At 68.6% G+C, this 21,676-nt stretch carries 21 protein-coding genes and 1 pseudogene; 9 read left to right on the top strand and 13 right to left on the bottom strand.

What is annotated here, in order from left to right:
• The first annotated feature begins 143 nt into the window (after positions 1-143).
• Complete coding sequence (gene pabB / locus KUTG_RS32575; protein ID WP_043722243.1) at positions 144-2,075, top strand: aminodeoxychorismate synthase component I; 1,932 nt, start codon at positions 144-146, stop codon at positions 2,073-2,075.
• Positions 2,076-2,145: 70 nt separating this feature from the next.
• Entirely contained in the window at positions 2,146-2,637 is a 492-nt protein-coding gene (locus KUTG_RS32570; protein ID WP_043722240.1) for a hypothetical protein, read from the top strand.
• Between the two features lie 353 nt (positions 2,638-2,990).
• On the opposite strand, the gene KUTG_RS32565 is transcribed toward KUTG_RS32570, so the two are convergent.
• Positions 2,991-3,740, bottom strand: coding sequence for a VOC family protein (locus KUTG_RS32565; RefSeq protein ID WP_043722239.1), 750 nt, complete (start codon positions 3,738-3,740; stop codon positions 2,991-2,993).
• 178 nt (positions 3,741-3,918) lie between these two features.
• On the opposite strand from KUTG_RS32565, the gene KUTG_RS32560 reads away from it, so the two are divergent.
• Positions 3,919-5,256, top strand: a complete 1,338-nt coding sequence (locus KUTG_RS32560; protein ID WP_043722236.1) for a carotenoid oxygenase family protein — start codon at positions 3,919-3,921, stop codon at positions 5,254-5,256.
• Positions 5,253-5,918, top strand: a complete 666-nt coding sequence (locus KUTG_RS32555; protein ID WP_052395666.1) for a VC0807 family protein — start codon at positions 5,253-5,255, stop codon at positions 5,916-5,918. The genes KUTG_RS32560 and KUTG_RS32555 overlap by 4 nt, the downstream gene beginning before the upstream one ends.
• A gap of 11 nt (positions 5,919-5,929) precedes the next feature.
• On the opposite strand, the gene KUTG_RS32550 is transcribed toward KUTG_RS32555, so the two are convergent.
• Positions 5,930-6,535 (bottom strand): TetR/AcrR family transcriptional regulator, encoded by a 606-nt coding sequence (locus KUTG_RS32550; protein WP_052395665.1) that lies wholly within the window; start codon positions 6,533-6,535, stop codon positions 5,930-5,932.
• A gap of 86 nt (positions 6,536-6,621) precedes the next feature.
• On the opposite strand from KUTG_RS32550, the gene KUTG_RS32545 reads away from it, so the two are divergent.
• Together KUTG_RS32545 and KUTG_RS32540 are read left to right on the top strand one after the other, a co-directional pair.
• Positions 6,622-7,797 carry a cytochrome P450 gene (locus KUTG_RS32545; RefSeq protein WP_043722233.1) on the top strand — a complete coding sequence of 392 codons (1,176 nt, stop codon included), beginning with the start codon at positions 6,622-6,624 and terminating at the stop codon, positions 7,795-7,797.
• 217 nt (positions 7,798-8,014) lie between these two features.
• Complete coding sequence (locus KUTG_RS32540) at positions 8,015-9,592, top strand: beta-N-acetylhexosaminidase (RefSeq protein WP_043722231.1); 1,578 nt, start codon at positions 8,015-8,017, stop codon at positions 9,590-9,592.
• Here the strand turns inward: KUTG_RS32540 and KUTG_RS32535 are convergent.
• The 4 genes from KUTG_RS32535 to KUTG_RS32520 form a co-directional block, all read right to left on the bottom strand.
• A complete protein-coding gene (locus tag KUTG_RS32535; RefSeq protein WP_052395664.1) occupies positions 9,585-9,887 on the bottom strand; it encodes a GNAT family N-acetyltransferase in 303 nt (100 codons plus the stop codon). The two genes, KUTG_RS32540 and KUTG_RS32535, sit on opposite strands and share 8 nt — an antisense overlap.
• Before the next feature lie 229 nt (positions 9,888-10,116).
• Complete coding sequence (locus KUTG_RS32530; RefSeq protein WP_052395663.1) at positions 10,117-10,494, bottom strand: hypothetical protein; 378 nt, start codon at positions 10,492-10,494, stop codon at positions 10,117-10,119.
• A gap of 53 nt (positions 10,495-10,547) precedes the next feature.
• Positions 10,548-10,814, bottom strand: a complete 267-nt coding sequence (locus KUTG_RS32525; RefSeq protein WP_043722229.1) for a hypothetical protein — start codon at positions 10,812-10,814, stop codon at positions 10,548-10,550.
• 12 nt (positions 10,815-10,826) lie between these two features.
• Entirely contained in the window at positions 10,827-11,192 is a 366-nt protein-coding gene (locus KUTG_RS32520; protein ID WP_232241082.1) for a DUF6247 family protein, read from the bottom strand.
• Positions 11,193-11,368: 176 nt separating this feature from the next.
• Here KUTG_RS32520 and KUTG_RS32515 point away from each other — a divergent pair, with 176 nt between their 5' ends.
• Both KUTG_RS32515 and KUTG_RS32510 read left to right on the top strand, forming a co-directional pair.
• Positions 11,369-12,583: an acetyl-CoA C-acetyltransferase gene (locus KUTG_RS32515; RefSeq protein ID WP_043722227.1), complete on the top strand. Its 1,215-nt coding sequence runs from the start codon at positions 11,369-11,371 to the stop codon at positions 12,581-12,583.
• A gap of 11 nt (positions 12,584-12,594) precedes the next feature.
• Entirely contained in the window at positions 12,595-14,769 is a 2,175-nt protein-coding gene (locus KUTG_RS32510) for a 3-hydroxyacyl-CoA dehydrogenase NAD-binding domain-containing protein (protein ID WP_043722226.1), read from the top strand.
• Positions 14,770-15,476: 707 nt separating this feature from the next.
• Here the strand turns inward: KUTG_RS32510 and mtnC are convergent.
• The 6 genes and pseudogenes from mtnC to rarD all read right to left on the bottom strand — a co-directional run bounded on the left by mtnC (position 15,477) and on the right by rarD (position 20,206).
• Positions 15,477-15,998 carry an acireductone synthase gene (gene mtnC, locus KUTG_RS32505; protein WP_052395662.1) on the bottom strand — a complete coding sequence of 174 codons (522 nt, stop codon included), beginning with the start codon at positions 15,996-15,998 and terminating at the stop codon, positions 15,477-15,479.
• Positions 15,995-16,558, bottom strand: coding sequence for a 1,2-dihydroxy-3-keto-5-methylthiopentene dioxygenase (locus KUTG_RS32500; protein WP_043722223.1), 564 nt, complete (start codon positions 16,556-16,558; stop codon positions 15,995-15,997). The genes mtnC and KUTG_RS32500 overlap by 4 nt, the downstream gene beginning before the upstream one ends.
• 10 nt (positions 16,559-16,568) lie before the next feature.
• A complete protein-coding gene (gene mtnB / locus KUTG_RS64170) occupies positions 16,569-17,162 on the bottom strand; it encodes a methylthioribulose 1-phosphate dehydratase (RefSeq protein WP_232241505.1) in 594 nt (197 codons plus the stop codon).
• A gap of 6 nt (positions 17,163-17,168) precedes the next feature.
• A pseudogene (mtnA, locus tag KUTG_RS64165) lies at positions 17,169-18,118 on the bottom strand (S-methyl-5-thioribose-1-phosphate isomerase); the annotation flags it as partial.
• Positions 18,119-18,409: 291 nt separating this feature from the next.
• Complete coding sequence (locus KUTG_RS32490; protein ID WP_043722221.1) at positions 18,410-19,243, bottom strand: LLM class F420-dependent oxidoreductase; 834 nt, start codon at positions 19,241-19,243, stop codon at positions 18,410-18,412.
• A gap of 24 nt (positions 19,244-19,267) precedes the next feature.
• Entirely contained in the window at positions 19,268-20,206 is a 939-nt protein-coding gene (rarD, locus tag KUTG_RS32485) for an EamA family transporter RarD (protein WP_232241081.1), read from the bottom strand.
• Between the two features lie 150 nt (positions 20,207-20,356).
• On the opposite strand from rarD, the gene KUTG_RS32480 reads away from it, so the two are divergent.
• A complete protein-coding gene (locus KUTG_RS32480; RefSeq protein ID WP_043722218.1) occupies positions 20,357-20,692 on the top strand; it encodes a hypothetical protein in 336 nt (111 codons plus the stop codon).
• Here KUTG_RS32480 and KUTG_RS32475 read toward each other — a convergent pair.
• Positions 20,677-21,585, bottom strand: coding sequence for an AraC-like ligand-binding domain-containing protein (locus KUTG_RS32475; protein ID WP_052395661.1), 909 nt, complete (start codon positions 21,583-21,585; stop codon positions 20,677-20,679). The genes KUTG_RS32480 and KUTG_RS32475 overlap by 16 nt on opposite strands.
• Positions 21,586-21,676 lie beyond the last annotated feature (91 nt).

The following is a 21,676-nucleotide window of genomic DNA, read 5'->3' as shown; positions in this document are numbered from 1 at the left end:
TCAGTCTTTGGTGGGCCGTTTGCTGACAGCGTGTTTTCGATCGGTCGCCCGAAGTGGTGAACGGTCATTCGGCCATGGGATAACCGCCGTTCGGTGGCGCACAATCCGTACCCGCGACCGGCCTGGTCGGTTACCGTCGCCGCGTGCGGACGCTGCTGGTCGACAACTACGACTCGTTCACCCACAACCTGGCCCACTACCTGGCCGAGGTCACCGGGTGCGCGCCGACCGTGCTGCGCAACGACGATCCCGCCCTCACCGTCGGGCTGCTGGCCGAGTGCGACAACGTCGTGGTGTCGCCCGGGCCCGGCACGCCCGAACACCAGGCCGACCTGGGCCTGTGCCGTGAGCTCATCGCCCGCTGCGAGCTGCCCCTGCTCGGCGTGTGCCTCGGACATCAGGCGATCGCCCATCTGCACGGCGCCAAGGTCGGGCGGGCCGACGAGCCCCGGCACGGGCGGACCTCGCCGGTCGAGCACAACGGGACCGGGCTGTTCGCCGGGTTGCCGTCGCCGTTCCGGGCCGTGCGCTATCACTCGCTCGCCGTGACGGACCTGCCCGAGTCGTTGGAGCCGACCGCGTGGACGCCGGACGGGGTGCTGATGGGGTTGCGGCACCGGACGAAACCGTTGTGGGGCGTGCAGTTCCATCCCGAGTCCATCCGCACCGAGCACGGGCACCGGCTGCTGCGCAACTTCGCCGACCTGACGCCCGTGCTGCCTCGCCCGGTGATCAGGACTCTTTCTGCGAGGCCGGAGCGCGAGCCACTGGCCGTCCATGTGCGCCGGATGGACACGTTGATGGACCCGGAGTCCGTGTTCGATCAGCTGTTCCTTCAGTCCGAGCACGCGTTCTGGTTGGACAGCAACGGGATCGGCCGGTTCTCCATCATGGGCTCCGCGTCTCGCTGCGTCACGCCGGCCGATGTCGACGGGTCCTTCTTCGACTGGCTCGCCGCCGAACTCGGCGGTGTCAAGGCGATCGCGGACGTGCCGTTCGACTTCACCCTGGGGTGGGTCGGCTATCTCGGCTACGAGCTGAAGTCGGAGTGCGGCGGCGATGCCACCCACCGGTCGCCGTATCCGGACGCGGCCATGATGTTCGCCGATCACGCCGTGGTCTTCGATCACGTCGAGAACACCACGTACATGCTCGGGCTCGACCCTTCGAAGCTCTCACTGCTGGACCATTTGTCCAATGTGGACTTCGTGCCTGCCGAAGCATTCGATCCGACACCGATCTCGTTGCGGCACGACCGGGAGCAGTACCTTGACGCCATCACCGCCTGCCAGCAGGCCATCGTCGAAGGCGAGACGTACGAGGTGAACCTGACCAACCGGATCACCGTCGACGCCGACGTGGATCCTTGGCAGGCTTACCGATTCCTGCGGCGCACCAGCCCGGCCCCCTTCGGCGCGCTGCTGAAGTTCGGTGACATGCACATCCTCAGCACGTCACCGGAACGATTCCTGCGCATTGACGCCGACGGTGTCGTGGAATCCAAACCCATCAAGGGAACTCGACCGCGCAGCGCCGACCGTGAACGAGATGCGTTGCTGCGGGAGGAACTTCGGACCAGCGAGAAGGATCGCTCCGAGAGCTTGATGATCGTCGACCTGGTGCGCAACGACCTGGCCCGAGTGGCCGAGGTCGGCAGCGTCCGCGTGCCGACGCTGTTCGACGTGGAGAGTTACGCGACCGTGCACCAGCTCGTGTCGACGATCACCGCCCGGCTGCGGCCCGATGCCTCGGCCGTGGACTGCGTGCGCGCCGCCTTCCCGCCCGGCTCCATGACCGGCGCGCCCAAGATCCGCACGATGCAGATCATCGACCGGCTGGAGGGCTCCGCCCGTGGTGTCTACTCGGGGGCCGTCGGCTACTTCTCGCTCAGCGGCGCGGTGGACCTCAGCGTGGTGATCCGCACCGCCGTCGTCACGCCCGGCCAGGTCTCCTACGGCGTCGGCGGGGCCGTGGTCGCACTGTCCATTCCGGACGGTGAGTACGAGGAAACGGCGGTCAAGACAACGGCTCTACTGGCCCTGTTCCAGGCGGAGTTCCCCGATCGGGTGATCTAGAACGGGCGAAAAGTGCTTCACGGGTCAACTATGAGCGCGTCCTGTTCCGACACCCACCCAGAGGTCAACGATGCCCAAGACCGTTGTCGGGATCATCGCCGCCACGCTGGTAGCCGCCGTGCTCGGCGTCTCCGGCCTGGCCCAGGCCAGCACCCCGACGCTGGCCCAGCAGGTTCAGCAGGGCCGCGACCGTCTCGCCGCCGCCTGGCAGGCCAAGGACGTCGACGCCGTGCGCGCCGCCGTCACCGACCTCGCCCCCGCCCTGGCCCAGGTCCGCAAGGACGTCGACCGCCAGGCCATGAGCCCGGCCGTCGCCATGTGCCTCGGCCACGCCGAGCAGCAGCGCTCCCAACTGGCCGACGCCCTCGCCGGCCCGCAGCCCCGCAGCGGCATCCTCGACTCGGTGACGGGCCTGGTCAGCGGCCTGCTCGACTCCCTGTCCGGCCTGCTCAGCGGCCTGCTGGGCGGTGGCGGCGGCCACGACGACGGCGACAGCGACGCCGGCAACGGCGGCGGCAACGCCCCCGCCGACCACGGGCCCGCCCCGGCGCTGGTCCGCTGATGTTATTACCCGGCGGTGATCAGAGATGACGAAGTACTCGAGCTATCTCCTGCCTACGGGTCGTTCAAACTCTAATTCTAGGGATCAATGGGTAGGGGTGTGTGGTGCACCTTTTGCTGACCTCCCTTTGGGACAGCGTCTAAGATACGTCAAACCCACATTGTATGCCCTCGTTGTATCTACTCGAGTCTGACCCATGGCCTTCGCAGACCATACCCAAGTGTAAACTGTAAGTCAACTAGACCCGTGGTACGTGGTTCGGGGACTAGATGGATACGTTAGTGATAGGTAACGGCTCCCCCAACTAGCTCGCAAGTAAGTAGTAAGGCGTCCTTCCCTGCATCAAGGGGGGTTCAGGTGGACATGAGGGCGAAGACGGCGCCCTGGGGGTCCTGGATCACGGACATGCGGCCGAACGGGGTGTCCTTGGGCTGGACGAGGACCGTGGCCCCGTTGCTGTCGGCGATGGCGGCGGTGGCGTCCGTGTCGGCCACGGCGAAGTAGACCCGCCACTCCGGCTGGGCGTCCGGCACGGTGAAGATCCCGCCCACGTCCCGCCCCTCGGCCCTGATCGACGTGAAGTCGAACTCCGGCATCCGATCCCCGATCTCCAGGCCGAACACCGCCGAGTAGAACTCCCGCGCCCGTGGGGCGTTGGGCGTCGACAGCTCGTTCCAGATGACGCTGCCGGGCTCGTTCACCACGCGTGAGCCGATGTGCCGGCCGGGCTCCCAGACGGCGAACACGCCGCCGGTCGGATCGGCCGCGACGATCATCCGGCCCTCCCCCATGACGTCGATGACCTCGGTCATCGGCTGGCCGCCGTGCTCGACGATGGCCTTGTGCGTGAGGTCGGCGTCGTCGGCCTTGAGGTACGTCGTCCACGCGACGGGCATGTCGGCCTGGTCGGGGGCCTGCTGGATCATCCCGGCGACGGACTTCCCGCCGAGCAGCGCCTGTGTGTAGTGGCCGCTCTCCGGCGGGCCGACGAAGTACTCCCAGCCGAACAGCGCCGTGTAGAACTCCTTGCTGGCATTGATGTCCGTGCAGGACAGGTCGATCCAGCACGGCACTCCCCGCGCGTACGCGCTCGCCTCGGGCATGGCGGACCTCCGCTTCCGGCCGACGAATCGGCCCCACTCTGCCAGCGGTCGGCGGCGGCGGTGTCAGCCAACCTGACGACGTCACCGGATCCGCCCGTCGAGTCGACGCTCGGTGCCCACCCTTCAGGCTTGTCATGTCATTATTGACATGTCATGGCCTACGTGTCACCGTTGGGATATGACGGAACCGACCCCGAACTACCTGACCGGGCACCTGGCCCCGGTCGACGACGAGATCCAGGCCTTCGACCTGCACGTCGAGGGCGCGCTGCCGACCGAGCTGACCGGCCGCTACTTCCGCAACGGCCCCAACCCGCGGCCCGGCGACGACCCCGGCCACTGGTTCATCGGGGCCGGCATGATCCACGGCATCCGCCTCGACCAGGGCCGGGCCGAGTGGTACCGGAACCGTTGGGTGCGCACGAAGAACGCGCCCTTCCACCGTCCGGACGGCACGGTCGACCTGGCCGCCGGCGCCGCCAACACCTCCGTCATCGAGCACGGCGGCAAGATCTTCGCGCTGATGGAGACCAGCTACCCGTACGAGATGACGCCCGAGCTCGACACGGTCGGGCCGTGCGACTTCGGCGGCCGCCTCACCACCGGCATGACCGCCCACCCCAAGGAAGACCCGGAGACCGGCGAGCTGCACCTGTTCGACTACAGCGTCCGGCCGCCTTTCCTGACCTACCACCGGCTTTCGGCCGACGGCGAGCTGGTCACCAGCTTCCCGGTTCAGGTGCCGGGGCCGACGATGATGCACGACTTCGCCGTCACCAAGAACCACATCGTGTGGCTGGACCTGCCGATCGTGTTCGACAGGGAGATGGTCGGCCGCGGCATGCCGTACCAGTGGAACGACAAGTACACGTCACGGATCGGCGTGATGGGCAAGGACAGCGCGACCGTGCAGTGGTTCGAGGTCGAGCCGTGCTATGTCTTCCACGTCGGCAACGCCCGCGAGGACGAGCAGGGGCGGATCGTGCTGGACGCCATCCGGTACAGCCGCGAGGCCTGGTTCAAGACCTGGTCCCGCACCGGCGGCGCGACGCCGCAGGCCGAGCAGGCCGCCGCCGCGGCCGTGAGCAAGCTGCACCGCTGGATCCTCGACCCGGCCACCGGCAAGGTCACCGAGCAGCAGCTGGACGACGGCAGCGCCGAGTTCCCGACCGTCGACGACCGCCGCGTCGGCCTGCCCAACCGCTACCTGTACGCGGTGTCCGACCACGCGATCATCAAGTACGACAGCGACCGCGGCCAGATCGCCCGGCACGAACTCGGGGCAGACTGGCGGGCCGGTGAGGCAGTTTTCGTCCCGGCCACGGACTCCGCCGGGGAGGATGAGGGCTGGCTGCTGTCGATCGTCACCAACACCGATCCGACCGTCGCCTCCCAACTGCTCGTGCACGATGCCACCGACGTGGCGGCCAAGCCGGTCGCCTCGGTGCAACTGCCCCGTCGGGTGCCGGCCGGCTTCCACGGGTCCTGGATCTCGGACGGAGAACTGTCGCGATGAGCGAGTCCACGAAGGCGCCCGGCGTGCTGACGATCCTCAGGTCGCTGCTGGTGGACGTGGGGGTGCCGGCGCTGACCTACTTCGTCGCGCACTGGCTGGGGGCGAGCGACTTCGTGGCTCTGCTGGCCGGCTCGCTGATCGCCCTGCTGCGCACACTGTTCGTGGCGGCCCGGCACCGCAAGTTCGAGCTGTTCTCGGCCGTGATGGTCGGCGTGTTCACCGTCGGCCTCGTGCTGTCCTTCGTCACCGGCGATGTGCGGTTCCTGCTGGTGAAGGAGTCCGCCGGCACCTTCGTCGCCGGTGTCGCCTTCCTGGTCAGCTGCCTGATGGGCAAGCCGCTCGTCTACTTCGCGGCGCTGCGCATGCAGCCGGCCCGGGAGGCCGAGTTCGCGCAGCTGTGGGCGACCATGCCGCAGTTCCGGCGCAGCTTCACCGTGATGTCGGCGGTGTGGGGATTCGGGCTGGTTTTCGAAGCTCTGCTGCGCATTCCGCTGGTTTTCGTGCTGCCGGTGGAGGTCATGGTCACCGTGTCGACGGTGATGATCATCGCTGTGTTCGTGCTGCTGGCCGTGTGGAACAAGTGGTACGCCACCCGCGCACAGGCCCGGTTCGCCGAACTCCGGGCCGCGCAACAGACTCAGGCCGCGCCGACCGAGGCCTAGGCACTCGATCCTCAGTCAGCGGCGAAGATCGCGCGGTGCCAGATCGCGGTCAGCGTGTCCACGAGCTCGGCCCGGCCCAGCGCTCCCGCGTTGTGCGAGATGGTGTGCTCGGTCATGCCCACCAGCATGGTGGCCAGCGAGTGCGCGGAGGGCGGTCCCGCCGGGGCCGCCCCCGTCGCGCGATTGCGGTCGATCATGTCCTCGGTCGCCGCGACCAGCCGGCCGTTGAGGTCGGCCATGAACTCCTGGGCCTCCGGCGGGGCGTCCGGGTTCTGCGCCGCCAGCAGCACCGCGCCGTGCTCGTCCCACATCTGCACGGCCAGCCCGATGCTCGTGCCGACCGTCGTGCGCATGTCCGACTGGGGCTCCAGCCAGCACTCGACCACCTGCGTCACCAGGTCGTCGGAGACGCGGGACAGCAGCGCCAGCAGCATCGCCTGCCGGGACTCGAAGTAGAAGTAGAAGCTGGACCGGGAGATGCCGGCGCCACGGGCCAGCTCCTCGATGCCGATCTCGGCCAGCGGCTTGGTCGCCAGCAGCCGCTCCGCCGTCTCCAGCAGCGCTTCCTGCTTGCGGTCTCCCTTGCTGGGGCCTTTGCGGCGGACAGGTGCGGACACCAGCCGATCCTACCCTTTCAGACACCGTGACGACTTTTTTCGACACTGTGTTGACTCTGGGCCGGAGGCGGGGCCACAGTGGAGACATGACGCTGACCGTGGACGAGACGCCGTTCGGCTTCGACCCGCTGAACCCCGGATTCCGGGCCGACCCGTACTCCGTCTACCGGCGGCAGCGCGAGACCGATCCCGTGCACCACAGCCCCATGGGCATCTGGACGCTGACCCGCCACGCCGACTGCGAGGCCGCCCTGCGCGACCAGAAACTCGGGCACGGCGACGGCATCAACGGCTCCGACCACCTGTCGTTCCTCACCCTGAACCCGCCCGACCACACCCGGCTCCGCGGCCTGGTCAGCCGGGCCTTCACGCCCAAGGTCATCCGCGAGCTGCGGCCCCGCATCGAGCAGCGGGTGACCGAACTGCTGGCCCCGCTGCGCGACGGCGGTGAGTTCGACCTGATCAGCGGCTTCGCCTATCCCCTGCCCGTGATGGTCATCAGCGAGCTCATCGGCGTGCCCGTCGAGGACCAGAGCCGGTTCAGCGGGTGGTCCGAGGAGATGGCCCGGGGCATCGACCCCGACTTCCTCCAGACGCCCGACCAGCTCGTCCGCCGTGACCAGGCCAAACTCGAGTTCGACAACTACTTCCGCGAGCTCATCGCCGCCCGCCGCGGCCGGCCCGCCGACGACCTGCTGACCGGCCTCGTCGCCGCCGAGCAGGACGGCGACAAGCTCGACGAGCAGGAGCTGCTCGACATCCTCGCGCTGCTGCTCGTCGCCGGGCACGAGACCACCGTCAACCTCATCGGCAACGGCGCCCTTGCCCTGCTCCGCAACCCTTCGCAGCTCCAGCTCCTGCGGGAGGACCCTTCCCTAGCGCCGTCCGCCACCGAGGAGTTGCTCCGCTACGACTCCCCCGTGCAGTTCGTCTCCCGCGTCGCCCTCGCCGACACCACCGTCGCCGGCCACCCCGTCGCCGCCGGCGAGATCGTCTCCATGATCCTCGGCGCCGCCAACCGCGACCCCTCCGCGTTCCCCGACCCCGACCGCCTCGACCTCACCCGCCAGTCCGGCCGCCTCGTCTCCTTCGGCCAGGGCATCCACTTCTGCCTCGGCGCCCCCTTGGCCCGCCTGGAGGGCCAGCTCGCCCTCGCCGGCCTCGCCACCGCCCTGCCCGCGCTCGAACTCGTCGACGAGCAACCCGCCTACCGTGACCACTTCATCCTGCGCGGCGTCTCCGCCCTGCACGTCCGCGCTTGAGCTGTGCCTTCTCCGCGCGTTCCGCGCGGGGCGAGGCCGCTCGTGACCGGTGCCTTCCCTAGCCGGATTGGCACCGGCGCGGCCTCGCACTCTCCTGCGTTGCCACCGAGACACAAATCCGGTCCAAGTGGTCTATACCTTGACAGTGCGCTGAGGGGCTGTATCCAATGGGCTTCCGCCGCCTGTCCAGGTCCCCGCTCGGGAGGACAACCCAGACATGTCAACGATCCCCCGGCGGCTGGTTGTCGCGGCCGCCGCCATCACGATGCTCGGGACGACGGGGGCAGCCGCGCAGGCGGCTCCGGTGAAGCCGAAGGCGGTGCCGTACGCCAGTGTGGTGCCGGCTCCCGCGTCGGCGACCCAGGCGAGCTCGACGTTCACGCTGGGCAGCGGCGCCAGGATCGCGGCCGGCGGCCAGGCGGCGTCGGTCGGCGACTACCTGGCCGGCGTGCTGCGCCCGGCCACGGGCTTCGCCCTGCCGGTGGACCACTCGTTCATCGCCCGCGCGGTGGACCCGATCCAGCTGACGGTCGCCCCGAACGCCTCGCTCGGCGACGAGGGCTACCAGCTGACGGTGAACGGCGCCTCGGTGGTGCTCACGGCGAACAAGCCGGCGGGCCTGTTCGAGGGCGTGCAGACGCTGCGCCAGCTGCTGCCGGCGAGCATCGACGCCAGCACGAAGCAGCCGGGCCCCTGGACGATCCAGGGCGGCAAGATCAGCGACCACCCCCGCTTCGGCTACCGCGGCGCGATGCTGGACGTGGCCCGCCACTTCTTCGGCGTGGACACGGTCAAGACCTACATCGACGAGATCGCCCGTTACAAGGTCAACACCCTGCACCTGCACCTGAGCGACGACCAGGGCTGGCGGCTGCAGATCAACAGCTGGCCGCGGCTGGCCACCTACGGCGGCAGCACCGAGGTCGGCGGCGGCGCGGGCGGCTACTACACGCAGGCGCAGTACAAGGACATCGTGGCGTACGCGGCGAGCCGGTACATCACGATCATCCCGGAGATCGACATGCCGGGGCACACCAACGCGGCCCTGGCCTCGTACGCGGAGCTGAACTGCAACGGCGTGGCCCCGCCGCTCTACACCGGCACCGACGTCGGCTTCAGCACGCTGTGCGTGTCCAAGGACGTCACCTACAAGTTCCTCGACGACGTCATCGGCGAGATCGCGGCGCTGACCCCCGGCCCGTACATCCACATCGGCGGCGACGAGTCGCAGTCCACCACCGACACCGACTACAAGACGTTCGTCGGCAAGGTGCAGCAGATCGTGGCCAACCACGGCAAGATCGCCATCGGCTGGCACGACATCAGCAAGGCGGCCCTGCTGCCCTCGACCATCGGCCAGTACTGGGACACCACGCCGACCAACGCGGCCGTGCAGGCGGCGGCCAAGAAGGGCACGCACTTCGTGCTGTCCCCGGCGAATCTGGCCTACCTGGACATGAAGTACACCTCCAGCACGCCGCTCGGCCAGGACTGGGCCGGCCTGATCGAGGCCAAGACCGCCTACAACTGGGATCCGGGCAAGTACCTGACCGGCGTCAACACCAACGTGATCAACGGCGTCGAGGGTCCTCTGTGGACGGAGACGATCGTCAAGCTGGCCGACATCCAGTACATGGCGTTCCCGCGCCTGGCCGAGCTGGCCGAGCTGGGCTGGTCGCAGGCCGCCGCGCACGACTGGAACACCTTCAAGAACCGCTTGGCCGCGCAGGGACCGCGCTGGAAGGCGCAGGGCGTGAACTTCTACGCCTCCCCGCAGGTGCCGTGGGTCAAGTAGCTGTCCTGACGTACTCGTGAAAACGGCCGACTGGGGTGAACCCCAGTCGGCCGTACCAGTTCTGGGGCCAGTCCTCGCCGTCGGCGAACAGGAACACCGTGTCGCAGTCACGGGCCCGTCGCAGCGCCTCGCGCATGATCGCCGTGGAGTAGCCCCGGCCCTGGTGCCCGGGCACGGTCAGCACGTACTCGATCTGGGCAATTCCTTGGTGCAGATAGAGATCCGCCCATGCCACCGGATGGCCATCGGCCATCACACCGAGGAAGTGCACCTCGTCCGCGCCCTGTCGCCGCACCGCGATCCCGCGTGGCCAGCTGCTCCACCTCGTAATAGATTGAAGGTGTCCTACGCGATCTTATTCGTTGGTCTTTCGGAATAACGCTGAACACATGGTCCCAGATCGGTGGTGGAATTGTAATCATTTGAATCGAATGGTAAGTGGTCCGCCGAGGTCCCGCCTTCTTTGGTGAGCGGGTATCGATATCGCTTGGTTCGGTACGAATGGCCGCGACGAATGCGGTACGCTACTGTTGGCATGGACGCTGGGCTATTAACCTGGGACCGTGGTAGACGGCGCCGGCGGCACGGCTCCCTCGAACCCGCATCGGCACCAGCTCGTGCGGCGTGTACCCCGCCTCCACCGCCGCCGGCGCGAACGCCCGGCCCGCTTCGTCGTCGAGGAACACGATCACCCGGTAGTCCAGGTCGGCCATCACCTCGTCCACCGCGGCCAGCAGTTCCCCCGGATCGACCGGGCCGCGCACCAGAACCCGGTTGTTGTTGTACGAGGAGGGGAACTTCCGGTGGCGCACCGCGACCCCGCCGGGCACCTCGATCACATCCGTCGCCTGCCGCCCGGAGAACCCGATCAGGAAGTCCACGATGTCGGCAGGCGTGCGCATGCGGTGACAGTAGCGAGGGCCGGCTCCAAATCCGATACCTCTGAGCTTTGGGGTTATGGCTGCTCGATCTGCACCCAGTCGACCACAAGCACGTCGACCCGACGCCGCTCGGCCGGCAACAGGTACGTGACAAGGCCTGGACCGCCGCCGAACACCAGCTGGAAGACTCCGCCGTCCGGATTGTCGGCGTGCAGCGGCTCACCGCGTTCTGGCACGAGTGCGAGGACCTTGAACGCGTCGGCCAACGCGTCGAGCGCCGCCGGCGGCAGCGCCCGAATCTGCGCACGCGCGTTTGGATCGATGTCGAGCTCGTAGGACATGGAGCGGAACCGTCAGACGCCGAGCTCGGCCTTCAGGTCGTCCCAGGAGACGCTGCCCTCGCGGGGATTACCCGTGCGCCGGACCTCGGCAACGGCGTCAGCCATTTCCTTGACGGCATGGGCGTCGGCCTCGGTCTGCCAGGCCACTCGTCGCCAGACCCGCAGTACTTGGTGCAGCTGGTCCAAGCGCAGCGCCTGGCGCGCCGTGGTCAGTGCCGCGTCGTAGGCGGCGTCGAACTCGAGCACCTGCTCGGGCAGCAGCGCGGCGCGGATCGCGGCCGGCGAGCCGAACCTGGCCGCTGCCTCCTCGTCGCCGGCCCACTGCTGCTGCGCCCCGGCCGACCGATCGGGGTACGGGAAGTGGGCGGGAGCAGCCATATCGTCACGATAACGCGGTTGGTGGCTGTTGACACCCGCGGAACGTGAACACAGCCCGGATCGGGGAGACCCAACTCACATTCCGGGCGGTATGTGATACATGCAGGCCGGATTGATTGTTACTTGGGGCGGCGCTACCGTCGACCGTGATGCCCGAGCCAGGAGGCGCCACAGCCATGAGCACTGAAGCTTTTGTGTTCGACGCGGTCCGGACCCCGCGGGGGAAGGGCAAGCAGACCGGGTCGCTGCACGAGGTCAAGCCCGTATCCCTGCTCGTCGGCCTGATCGACGAGCTGCGCACCCGCAACCCGAACCTCGACCCGGCCCGCATCGACGACGTGGTGCTGGGCTGTGTGACCCCGGTCGGCGACCAGGGCGCCGACATCGCCAAGACGGCGGCGCTGGCCGCGGGCCTGCCGAACACGGTGGCGGGCGTGCAGCTGAACCGGTTCTGCGCCTCGGGCCTGGAGGCGGTGAACATCGCGGCGCAGAAGGTGCGCTCGGGCTGGGACGACCTGATCCTGGCCGGCGGCGTGGAGTCGATGTCCCGGGTCCCGATGGGCTCGGACGGCGGCGCCTGGGCGATGGACCCGGAGACGGCCTATGACACGAGCTTCGTGCCGCAGGGCATCGGCGCAGACCTGATCGCCTCGATCGAGGGCTTCTCCCGCGAGGACGTGGACGCCTACGCGTGTGAGTCGCAGGCCCGCGCGGCGAAGGCGCAGAGCAACGGCTACTTCGACCGCTCGGTGGTGCCGGTCCGCGACCACAACGGCCTGACGGTGCTGGAGCGCGACGAGTTCATCCGCCCGGGCACCACGCTGGAGGGCCTCGGCGAGCTGAAGCCCTCGTTCGCGGGCATCGGCGAGATGGGCGGCTTCGACGCGGTGGCGCTGCAGAAGTACCACTGGGTGGAGCGCATCAACCACGTGCACACCGCCGGCAACTCCTCGGGCATCGTGGACGGCGCGGCGCTGGTGGCGATCGGCAGCGAGCAGATCGGCAAGGACTTCGGCCTCACGCCGAGGGCCCGCATCGTGGCCACGGCGGTCAGCGGCGCGGACCCGACGATCATGCTGACCGGCCCGGCCCCGGCCTGCCGCAAGGCGCTGGCCAAGGCCGGGCTGACGGTGGACGACATCGACCTGGTCGAGATGAACGAGGCGTTCGCGGCGGTGGTGCTGCGCTTCATGCGGGACATGGACATCCCGTGGGAGAAGGTCAACGTCAACGGCGGCGCGATCGCGCTGGGCCACCCGCTGGGCGCGACCGGCGCGATGATCCTGAGCACGGTCGTGGACGAGCTGGAGCGCCGCGAGCTGCGGTACGGAATGGTCACCCTGTGCATCGGCGGCGGCATGGGCCTCGCCACCATCGTCGAGCGCATCTGAGGGACGAGGTCATGAGCGAGTACTTCCAGTGGGACAAGGACTCTGACGGCATCGTCACGCTGACGATGGACGCGCCGGGCCAGTCGGCCAACACCATGAACCCGGAGTTCACGGCGGCGGTCACCAAGGTCGTGGAGCGGCTGCGCCGCGAGCGTGACGACATCACGGGCGTGGTGGTGGCCTCGGCCAAGAAGACCTTCTTCGCCGGCGGCGACCTGAACGACCTGCGCCGCGTGACGCCGGCCGACGGCGACACCTTCATGGCCACGCTGACCAGCACCAAGGCCGCCCTGCGCGGCCTGGAGACGCTCGGCCGGCCGGTCGTGGCGGCGCTGAACGGCTCGGCGCTGGGCGGCGGCCTGGAGATCGCGCTGTCCTGCCACCACCGGGTGGCGCTGGACAACCCCAAGTCCCGCTTCGGTTTCCCCGAGGTGACGCTGGGCCTGCTGCCCGGCGCGGGGGGCGTGGTGCGCACGGTCCGCATGCTCGGCATCGCCGACGCGCTGCTGAAGCTGCTGTTGCAGGGCCAGCAGTTGGCCCCGGCAGCGGCCAAGGAGACCGGCATCGTCGACGAGATCGTGGCGACGCCGGAGGAGATGGTCGCCCGGGCCAAGCAGTGGATCAAGGACAACCCGGACGCCGTGCAGCCGTGGGACGTCAAGGGCTACCGGATTCCCGGCGGCACGCCGTCGGTGCCGAAGTTCGCGGCCAACCTGCCGGCCTTCCCGGCCAACCTGCGCAAGCAGCTCAAGGGCGCGCCGATGCCGGCGCCGAAGGCGATCCTGTCGGCCGCGGTCGAGGGCAGCCAGGTCGACTTCGAGTCGGCCCTGCGCATCGAGTCCCGCTACATGCTCCAGCTGTCGGCCGGCCAGGTCTCGAAGAACATGATCAAGGCGTTCTTCTTCGACCTCCAGACGATCAACAAGGGCGGCAGCCGCCCGCAGGGCGTGCCGCAGTACACGGCCCGCAAGGTCGCCGTGCTGGGCGCCGGCATGATGGGCGCGGGCATCGCCTACTCCGCGGCCCGCTCGGGCATGCAGGTCGTGCTCAAGGACGTCTCCGCGGAGGCGGCGGAGAAGGGCAAGAACTACTCGGTCGGCCTGCTGGACAAGGCGATCAGCCGCGGCAAGATGACCCAGGAGAAGCGGGACGAGATCCTGGCCCGCATCACGCCCACCGCGGACGCCGCCGACCTGGCCGGCTGCGACCTGGTGATCGAGGCGGTCTTCGAGAACACCGAGCTCAAGCACAAGGTGTTCGCCGAGATCGAGAACGTCGTCGAGCCGGACGCCCTGCTGTGCTCCAACACCTCCACGCTGCCGATCACCGGCCTGGCCGAGGGCGTCAAGCGGCAGGCCGACTTCGTGGGCCTGCACTTCTTCTCGCCGGTGGACAAGATGCCGCTGGTGGAGATCATCCGCGGCGCCAACACGAGCGACGAGGCCCTGGCCAAGGCGTTCGACGTGGTGCTGCAGCTGAAGAAGACGCCGATCGTGGTCAACGACAGCCGCGGCTTCTTCACCAGCCGCGTCATCGGCACGTTCATCAACGAGGGCGTGGCCATGCTCGGCGAGGGCCTGCCGGCTCCGTCCATCGAGCAGGCCAGCATGCAGGCCGGCTACCCGGCCCCGGTGCTGTCGCTGATGGACGAGCTGACGCTGACCCTGCCGCGCAAGATCCGCGACGAGTCCCGCAAGGCGGTGGAGGCGGCCGGCGGCACGTGGGTGTCACACCCGGCCGAGCAGGTCATCGACCGCATGGTGGTGGACTTCGACCGCGGCGGCCGCGCCTACGGCAAGGGCTTCTACGACTACGCCGACGGCAAGCGCGCCGGCCTGTGGTCGGGTCTGGTCGAGAACTTCGGCAAGCCCGGCATCATCCGTGAAGGCGATGACATTCCCTTCAAGGACATGCAGGAGCGCATGCTGTTCGCCGAGGCCATCGAGACGGTGAAGTGCGTCGAGGAGGGCGTGATCACCGCCGTCGCCGACGCCAACATCGGCTCCATCTTCGGCATCGGCTTCCCGGCCTGGACCGGCGGCGTGCTCCAGTACATCAACGGCTACGAGGGCGGCCTGAACGGCTTCGTCGCCCGGGCCGAGGAGCTGGCCCAGCGCTACGGCGACCGGTTCGCCCCGCCGGAGCTGCTGCGCAAGAAGGCCGCCGCCGGCGAGACCTTCGAATAACGCTGCCCGAACCTGTAACTCGCACTGCCGGAGAGCGTGACTCATCGCAATGCGGACGATATCGCCAGTTACGCCGGTTTTGCCAACGGGCGCGCTTCCGAGTTTACCTAAGGGTGGCAATCTATATGCCACTTAGTCTGCACTGAGACGAAATCTTAGACGGAGGGCAGACGCCACTATCATCAACTCTAGCGTTACCATCGCGTCTGCGTGGCGGGCTCCGGTCGAGTAGAGTGCCCTGATAGAGAGAATCGCCTTCCGCTGATACAGCGGATAACAGCACTGGACGCTAGGTGCTACCCATCTTCAATGAACTGCAAGTCAGATTTTCCACACAAGAACGACTTTAAAGTCTCCGCACGCCTGGTGATGCGGGCGCGGCACGTTTCAAGGCTCTCACCTTGCGATAGCGTCTGCGCGGCCATACGGCATCTGGCGCCAGTAATGCCTTACAAACGGTTGGAGATTTACTTATTTCACCTCGACGCTAATTGTCTGAGTCCGGCCCGCGTATCACTCAACTTATATCACAGGGATTCGAACCTTCAGTCGAACATCTCGACATAAGTCAACGCCCGCTCGGGTTGGCGTTGCTCCTAAAAAGGCTTAATCTCTGAGACAAAGCTAGGAGTATCTAAGAACGTGCCTTGATGCGTAGCTGTGGGTCTTATTCCTATATGGTGAAATCGAAAAGGGCACAACTCGGCCTAACAGGAGCCAGACAGGAACGTCAGCTCCCCCGGCGCGACGCCGATCTTGCCGGCGATCGCCTCGTACGAAGCGACTTCGCGCTTCGGGCCGGCGGTCACGGTGTCGAAGTGCCCGGCGAAGTGCCCCAACAGGTCCCCGTGCTGGGTGTGCCGGAACCACAACCGTTGCGCCAGCTCGGATCCCGACGAGTACACGTACACCGGCACCCCGGCCGCCGACCACCGCGCGAGCACCGGCGGCACGTCGTCGTACACGTGCGCGGTGAGCTCCCCCGACGCGTAACCCTCGGCCCAGATCAAGCCCTGCAACGTCTTCAGCGGCGTGGCCTTGACGTCGGCGTCGATCCACCCGACCAGCACGGAGGCCGCCTCGTCCGGGTCGGCCGCCACCTCACGCACGACGGCCGCCGCCTCGGGGCGCCGCACCCACGAGGAGATGCGCGCCCGCGAGTACGGGAACAGCACGTCGTGCACGTGGGCGATGGAGCTGGTGGTGCCCTCGATGTCGGTGACGATCACACCAGCTCGTCCAGGGTCGGCATGCGCGTGGAGATGCCGTCACCGGTGAAGCCGGCGACCCAGCCGTCCTCCTCCTGGAAGAACCGGATGGCGCAGAACTCCGGGTTCGAGCCCATGTCGAACCAGTGCGTGGTGCCGGCCGGCACCGACATCAGGTCGCCGCGCTCGCACACCACGGCGTACACCTTGCCGTCCAGGTGCAGGTAGAAGCAGCCCTTGCCCTCGACGAAAAAGCGGACCTCGTCCTCGTCGTGGGTGTGCTCGTTGAGGAACTTCTCCCTGGCGCCCTTGGCCAACGCCTTCCACTCCGGGTCGTCCGACGGCTTCATCCGGACGACGTCGACCAGCCGGAAGTCGCCCTCCTTGGACACCTTCTCCACGTCCGCCCTGTACGCCTCCAGGACCTCGTCCTGCCCGGCGCTGTCGGACAGCTCGACGGTGTCCCACTGCTCCAGGGTGATGTCGAACGGCGCCAGCTCGGCGGCGATGGTCGCGAGGTCGGTGGTGCGCAGCAACACCTCGTCGCGGTCGCCGTCGGCCATGACCTGCAACAGCGTCATCAGGATTCTCCTAGTTCGTGAGCAGGTGCAGCCGGCAGAGGGCCTCGATGCACTCCACGCGGTTGCGGGCGATCTCCAGCGTAGGTCCCCAGGCTGTGACGCCGTGATGGCCGATCAGCAGCACGGGCACCGATCCGTCGAGACGCTTGCCCACTTCGGCGGCGATGCGGGGCACGTCCGACCAGTTGGTGAAGACGGGCACGTCCAGCGCGCTCGGGTCGGCGACGCCGAAGCCCTTGATGATCTCGAAGTCGGTGAAGCGCACGGAGTCCTGCCCGGCCGCCATGGCCTTGGCCGCGACAGCAGTGGCATACGGCGGGTGTGCGTGCACAACCGCGCCGCAGTCCGGGAATGCCTGGTAGATCGCGGCGTGGATGGACGTCTCGGCCGACGGCTTGGGGCCCGAGATCCGCACCCCGGTCTCCGCCTCCACCAGCACCACATCGGCGTTGGTGAGCTCGCCTTTGCTGCGCCCGCTGGCCGTGATCAGCGCCTGGGCCCCGATGCGCACGGACAGGTTGCCGGCGGTGCCGTCCAGCCAACCGCGCTGGTACAGGCCCCGCGCGACCTCGGCCAGATGCCCGGCCGGCCGCTGCGGCCACACGCGGTCCTCGGTGACGATCGCCGTCACGAGGTCGTTCGGCGTGACGTCGAAGGCCGGGTTGAACACCGGCGTCTCCGCCGGCGCCACCGGGTGCCCGTGGAAGGCGATCACCTCGTCGGCGTGCCGCTGCTCGATGACGATCTGTGAACCGTCGGCAATGGACACGTCCACAGTGGACTCAGGGGCGACGACGACAAAGGGAATCCCGCTGCGGTGCGCGGCAACGGCCAGCGAGTAGGTGCCGACCTTGTTGGCCACGTCGCCGTTGGCGGTGATCCGATCCGCGCCGACCATCACCACGTCGACCAGGCCGGCGGCGATGGCCGCGGGACCGGCGGAGTCGACGCACAGCCGGAACGGAATCCCCGCCTGCGTCAGCTCCCACGCCGTCAGCCGTGCGCCTTGCAGCAACGGCCGCGTCTCGCCGGCGAGCACGGACTCGACCAGTCCACGCTCGGCCAATTCCTTGATACCGCCCAAAGCCGTGCCCACCGCCACCGCGGCCAGGGCCCCGGTGTTGCAGTGGGTCAGGATCCGCAGCGGGCGCCGGCTCGTGAGCCCGAGCACGGCATCGGCGGCGCGGGCGGCCATGGCGCGATTGGTCTGCTCGTCCTCCTCCAGCATCGCGAGGCCTCGTCCAGCACGCCCCGCGCCGCCGGGCAGTTTTGTCAGGACTCTGCGCACCGCCCAGCTCAGGTTCACCGCGGTCGGTCCGGGGCGTGCTGCGCTCGGCGTCCTCAACGGGCCTGCTCGTCGCCGTCGCTGAGCTGTGCCGACAGCGCGACCGCCAGCGCCCCGGCCACCCCGATCGCGGGTGCCCCGCGAATGGCCAGGCGCTTGATCGCGTCGATGACCTCGTCCGGTGTCGTCAGGCGTAGCACGGTCCGCTCGTGCGGCAGCGCGCACTGGTCCACGGCCACGACGGCGGCCCCGTCCCAGGCCAGTGTCCGCTCCAATGGTCCTCCAGCCGACGGTGGGCAGAGCAGTCCCCAGTCTGCATGCTCACCCGCCCGGGCGTTAGCCGTCTTCCAGTGGACGAGAACACTTGACAGTGACATGGCGCCGCCTTCGGCGTCGCGGCTCGGCCCCCGGGTAGCCGACGCCTCGCCCTTGCCGGATTTAGCCCGCCGCATCGGCCCAGGTGGGTGCGCGCGTCAGGTGGCGGCGGCCGAAATCCGCCAACCGGGCGAAGCATCGGCGGGGCCTCGCATCAGTGTGCGGCCTGACCAGCGCGGATCGCCCGTGTGTCAGGGACGACCCTCGGTCAACCCGGCCAAGGCTCGCCACTCGGCGCGCGGCAGCGGGTCGTTGAGCACCTGGATGGCCACGTGGTCGGCGCCGGCGTCGAGGTGCCGCTGCACCCACTCGTCGACGACGTTCTCGTCGCCGATGGCCACGGTCCCGTTCACGAACCGGTCGCTGCCACCGTCGGTGAGGTCGGCCTCGTCGAAGCCGAGGGTGCGCAGGTTGTTCACGTAGTTCGGCAGCTTCAGATAGATCGACAGGTGCTCGCGGGCGATCTCGCGACCCTCGGCCGGGTCGTTGGTCAGCGCCACCTTCAGCTCGGGCACCAGCAGGGGACCGGCGCCGAGAATGTCGCGGGCCCGGGCGGTGTGCTCGGGCGTGGTCAGGTACGGCACGGCCCCGGCGGCTTCAGTGGCCGACAGCTCCAGCATCTTCGGCCCGAGGGCCGCCAGCACGCGCTTCTCCCTGGGGTGCCCGGCCGCCTCCAGGCCGGCCAGGAACTCGCGCATCTTGGACAGCGGCTTGGCGTAGTTGGCCACCGCCGGCCCGTGGCTGGCGCCGAGGCCCAGCACGAAGCGGTCGTTGTACTTCTCGTTGGCGGCCTGGGACTGCGCCGCCACGTCGGCCGGCTCGTGCTGCCAGATGTTGAGGATGGACGTGCCGACGACGATCCGTTCGGTGGCGGCGAGCACGTTCTCGGCCATGGACACCGGCGGGCTGCCGCCGATCCACACCGCGCCGTACCCGAGCTCCTCCAGCTCGGCGGCGGCCTCGGCCGAGTCCGGCCGCCCCTCCGCGACCACCCGGTTCCAGATGCCTACCCGACCCAGCTCCACGCCGACCTCCCGTTGGCACGACCGTCACCGCACATTGGTACGACGCACATCGTACAACCGCCGGACGGCGTCCGCCATGAGGACGGCCAGCGCCAGCCAGACCAGGCCGAATCCGACCCACCGGGTCACGGTCATCTGCTCGTGGTTGATCACCACACCGACCAGGAACTGGAGCACCGGACCCAGGTACTGCACCAGGCCCAGCGTCGACAGCGGCAGCCGGGTGGCCGACGCGCCGAAGCAGACGAGCGGGACGACCGTGAGCAGACCGGTCAGGACGAGCAGCAGCGAGTGGCCGGCGCCATGACCGAGGAACGTGCCGACGCCGATCGCCTCCAGCACGACCAGGTACACCAGCGCCGGCACGGTCAGCACCGCCGTCTCGGCCGCCAGGCCTTCGAGCGCGGGCAGGTTGACCTGCTTCTTGACGAAGCCGTAGATCGCGAAGGCGACGGCCAGGACGAGGGCGATCCACGGCGGCCGGCCGTAACCGAACGTGAGCACCAGCACGGCGACCAGGCCGATGCCGACCGCGATCCACTGGGCCGCCCCGAGCCGCTCACGCAGCACCACCACGCCGAGCGCGATCGTCAGCAGCGGGTTGATGAAGTAGCCGAGCGAGGTCTCCACCACGTCGCCGGAGTTCACGCCGTAGATGTAGGTGCCCCAGTTGACCGCGATCATCACCGCGGCCAGCGACAGCATGCCGAGCTGGCGGGGTTGGCGCAGGAGCCGGCCGGCCCACGCCCAACGGCGGCGAATCAGCAGGATCACGAGGATCAGGGCCAGCGACCAGACGATGCGCTGGGCCAGGATCTCGACCGCGCCGGCCGGTTCGAGCAGCGGGAAGTAGAGCGGGAACACGCCCCACATGCCGTACGCGGCGATCGCGAGCCACAGGCCCTCCCGGGACCGGTCGGCGGTGATGGGCGTTTCGACCTGAGTTGACCGGGATGTGACCACGCAGTCAGCTAACCTCGGTCGACTGCGAACCTCTATTAATAATTTCTGCACGGTTCTTGAAGTTCGGCTTCACGATCTCACGGCGTGTGACCGAGGCGCTCACTCCAACAGGCTAGTGACGATCGCCGCCCGCCACCGGATCCTGGGCCGATGGCCGACACCATTGAGCTTTCCGCCGAGTTCACCGACCGGCTCGGTCCGACCGAGCAGGTGCGTGCCGTTCTGTCCGGCCCCGGCATCACGCTGGTGGCCACCGACTTCCGTGTGCTGGCCGAAGGCATGCACATTCCGTTGACCGAGGTCGTGTCCGTGGCCACGGCCGGCAATTCGCTGTCCGGCGGCGCGCTGTCGATCCGGGCCGAGCACACCGAACTCCGCTGCACCGGCGTGCCCTTCGAGCAGGCCCAGCGCTTCGCCGCCGCCGTACGCAGCGGCCTGGCCCGAGTGCAGGCCGCCGCCTGGATGCCTGTTCAGCGCAGCAACTGACGCCGGTAGCCCACCGGCGACGTGCCGTAGGCCGCCCGGAACAGGCGGCTCACGTGCGTCGGATCCAGCACGCCCCAGCGTGCGGCGATGACCGCGACCGGGACGGTCATCTGCCCCGGGTCGGCCAGGTCGTCGCGAATCCGTTGCAGGCGGCGGGTTCTGATCAGGGCGGCGATGGTGGTGCCGGTGCCGGCGAACACCTTGTGCAGGTACCGCGCGGAAACCCCGTGTGCCTGGGCGATGCTCTCCACGGACAGGCCGGGATCGCCGAGATTGGCCTCGCAGTAGGCCAGAACCCGTTCGCGCGTGGACGTTCGGGGATCCGTCAGCTCGACGTCGCCGGTGAAAACCTTTCCCAGCAAGGAAAGCAAGGCGTCGGCCAGCTGCGTGCCGCCCTCGGCCACCGTGCCGTCAAGGTCCTCGGCCAGGCCGTTGAGCATGCCGGCGACCACTCGCCGCAGGCCGCCGTCGGTGCGGGTCGGCCTCGCGATGGCTTGGCGCAACGCCGATGCCTGGCCGGCCAGGCGTTCCCGTGGCACGCCGACGACCACCGTGCGATAAGCGGTGCCGTAGACGAGGCCGTACGGTCGGGTCGTGTCGTAGACCACGAGATCGCCGGGGTTGATCGCCGCGTGCCGGCCGTCCTGTCCCAGCGCGCAGGATCCGCTCAGGTGCAAGGAGAACTTGTACAGCTCGCTGTCGGTGGACGTGATCAGCCGCTGAGGCCGCCACACCCCGCCCGGGTTGCCGGTGATGTCCGCGACCAGCAGCCCGCCCGCGCTCGCGTACCGGATAGACCCGTCGAAGTCGAAGTCCTCTGTGGTCAGTCGAAGCGGCGCGAAGGCCACCGATGCGGCTTCCTGCATGGCTTCCAGGCGCTCATTGCGCTGCACAGGCGTGACGCTAGCGATCCGTGCGTGCGATGGCGAGGTGACGTGCGCCCGATGGCGAAACGAGGCCCCGCCGTGCTTTTAGCCTCGGCGG

Origin of the sequence: Kutzneria sp. 744, assembly GCF_000568255.1 — a bacterium.
Classification (GTDB): Bacteria; Actinomycetota; Actinomycetes; order Mycobacteriales; family Pseudonocardiaceae; genus Kutzneria.
Note: the sequence above shows the minus strand (reverse complement) of the source record. Positions and strands in the feature narration are given on the sequence as shown.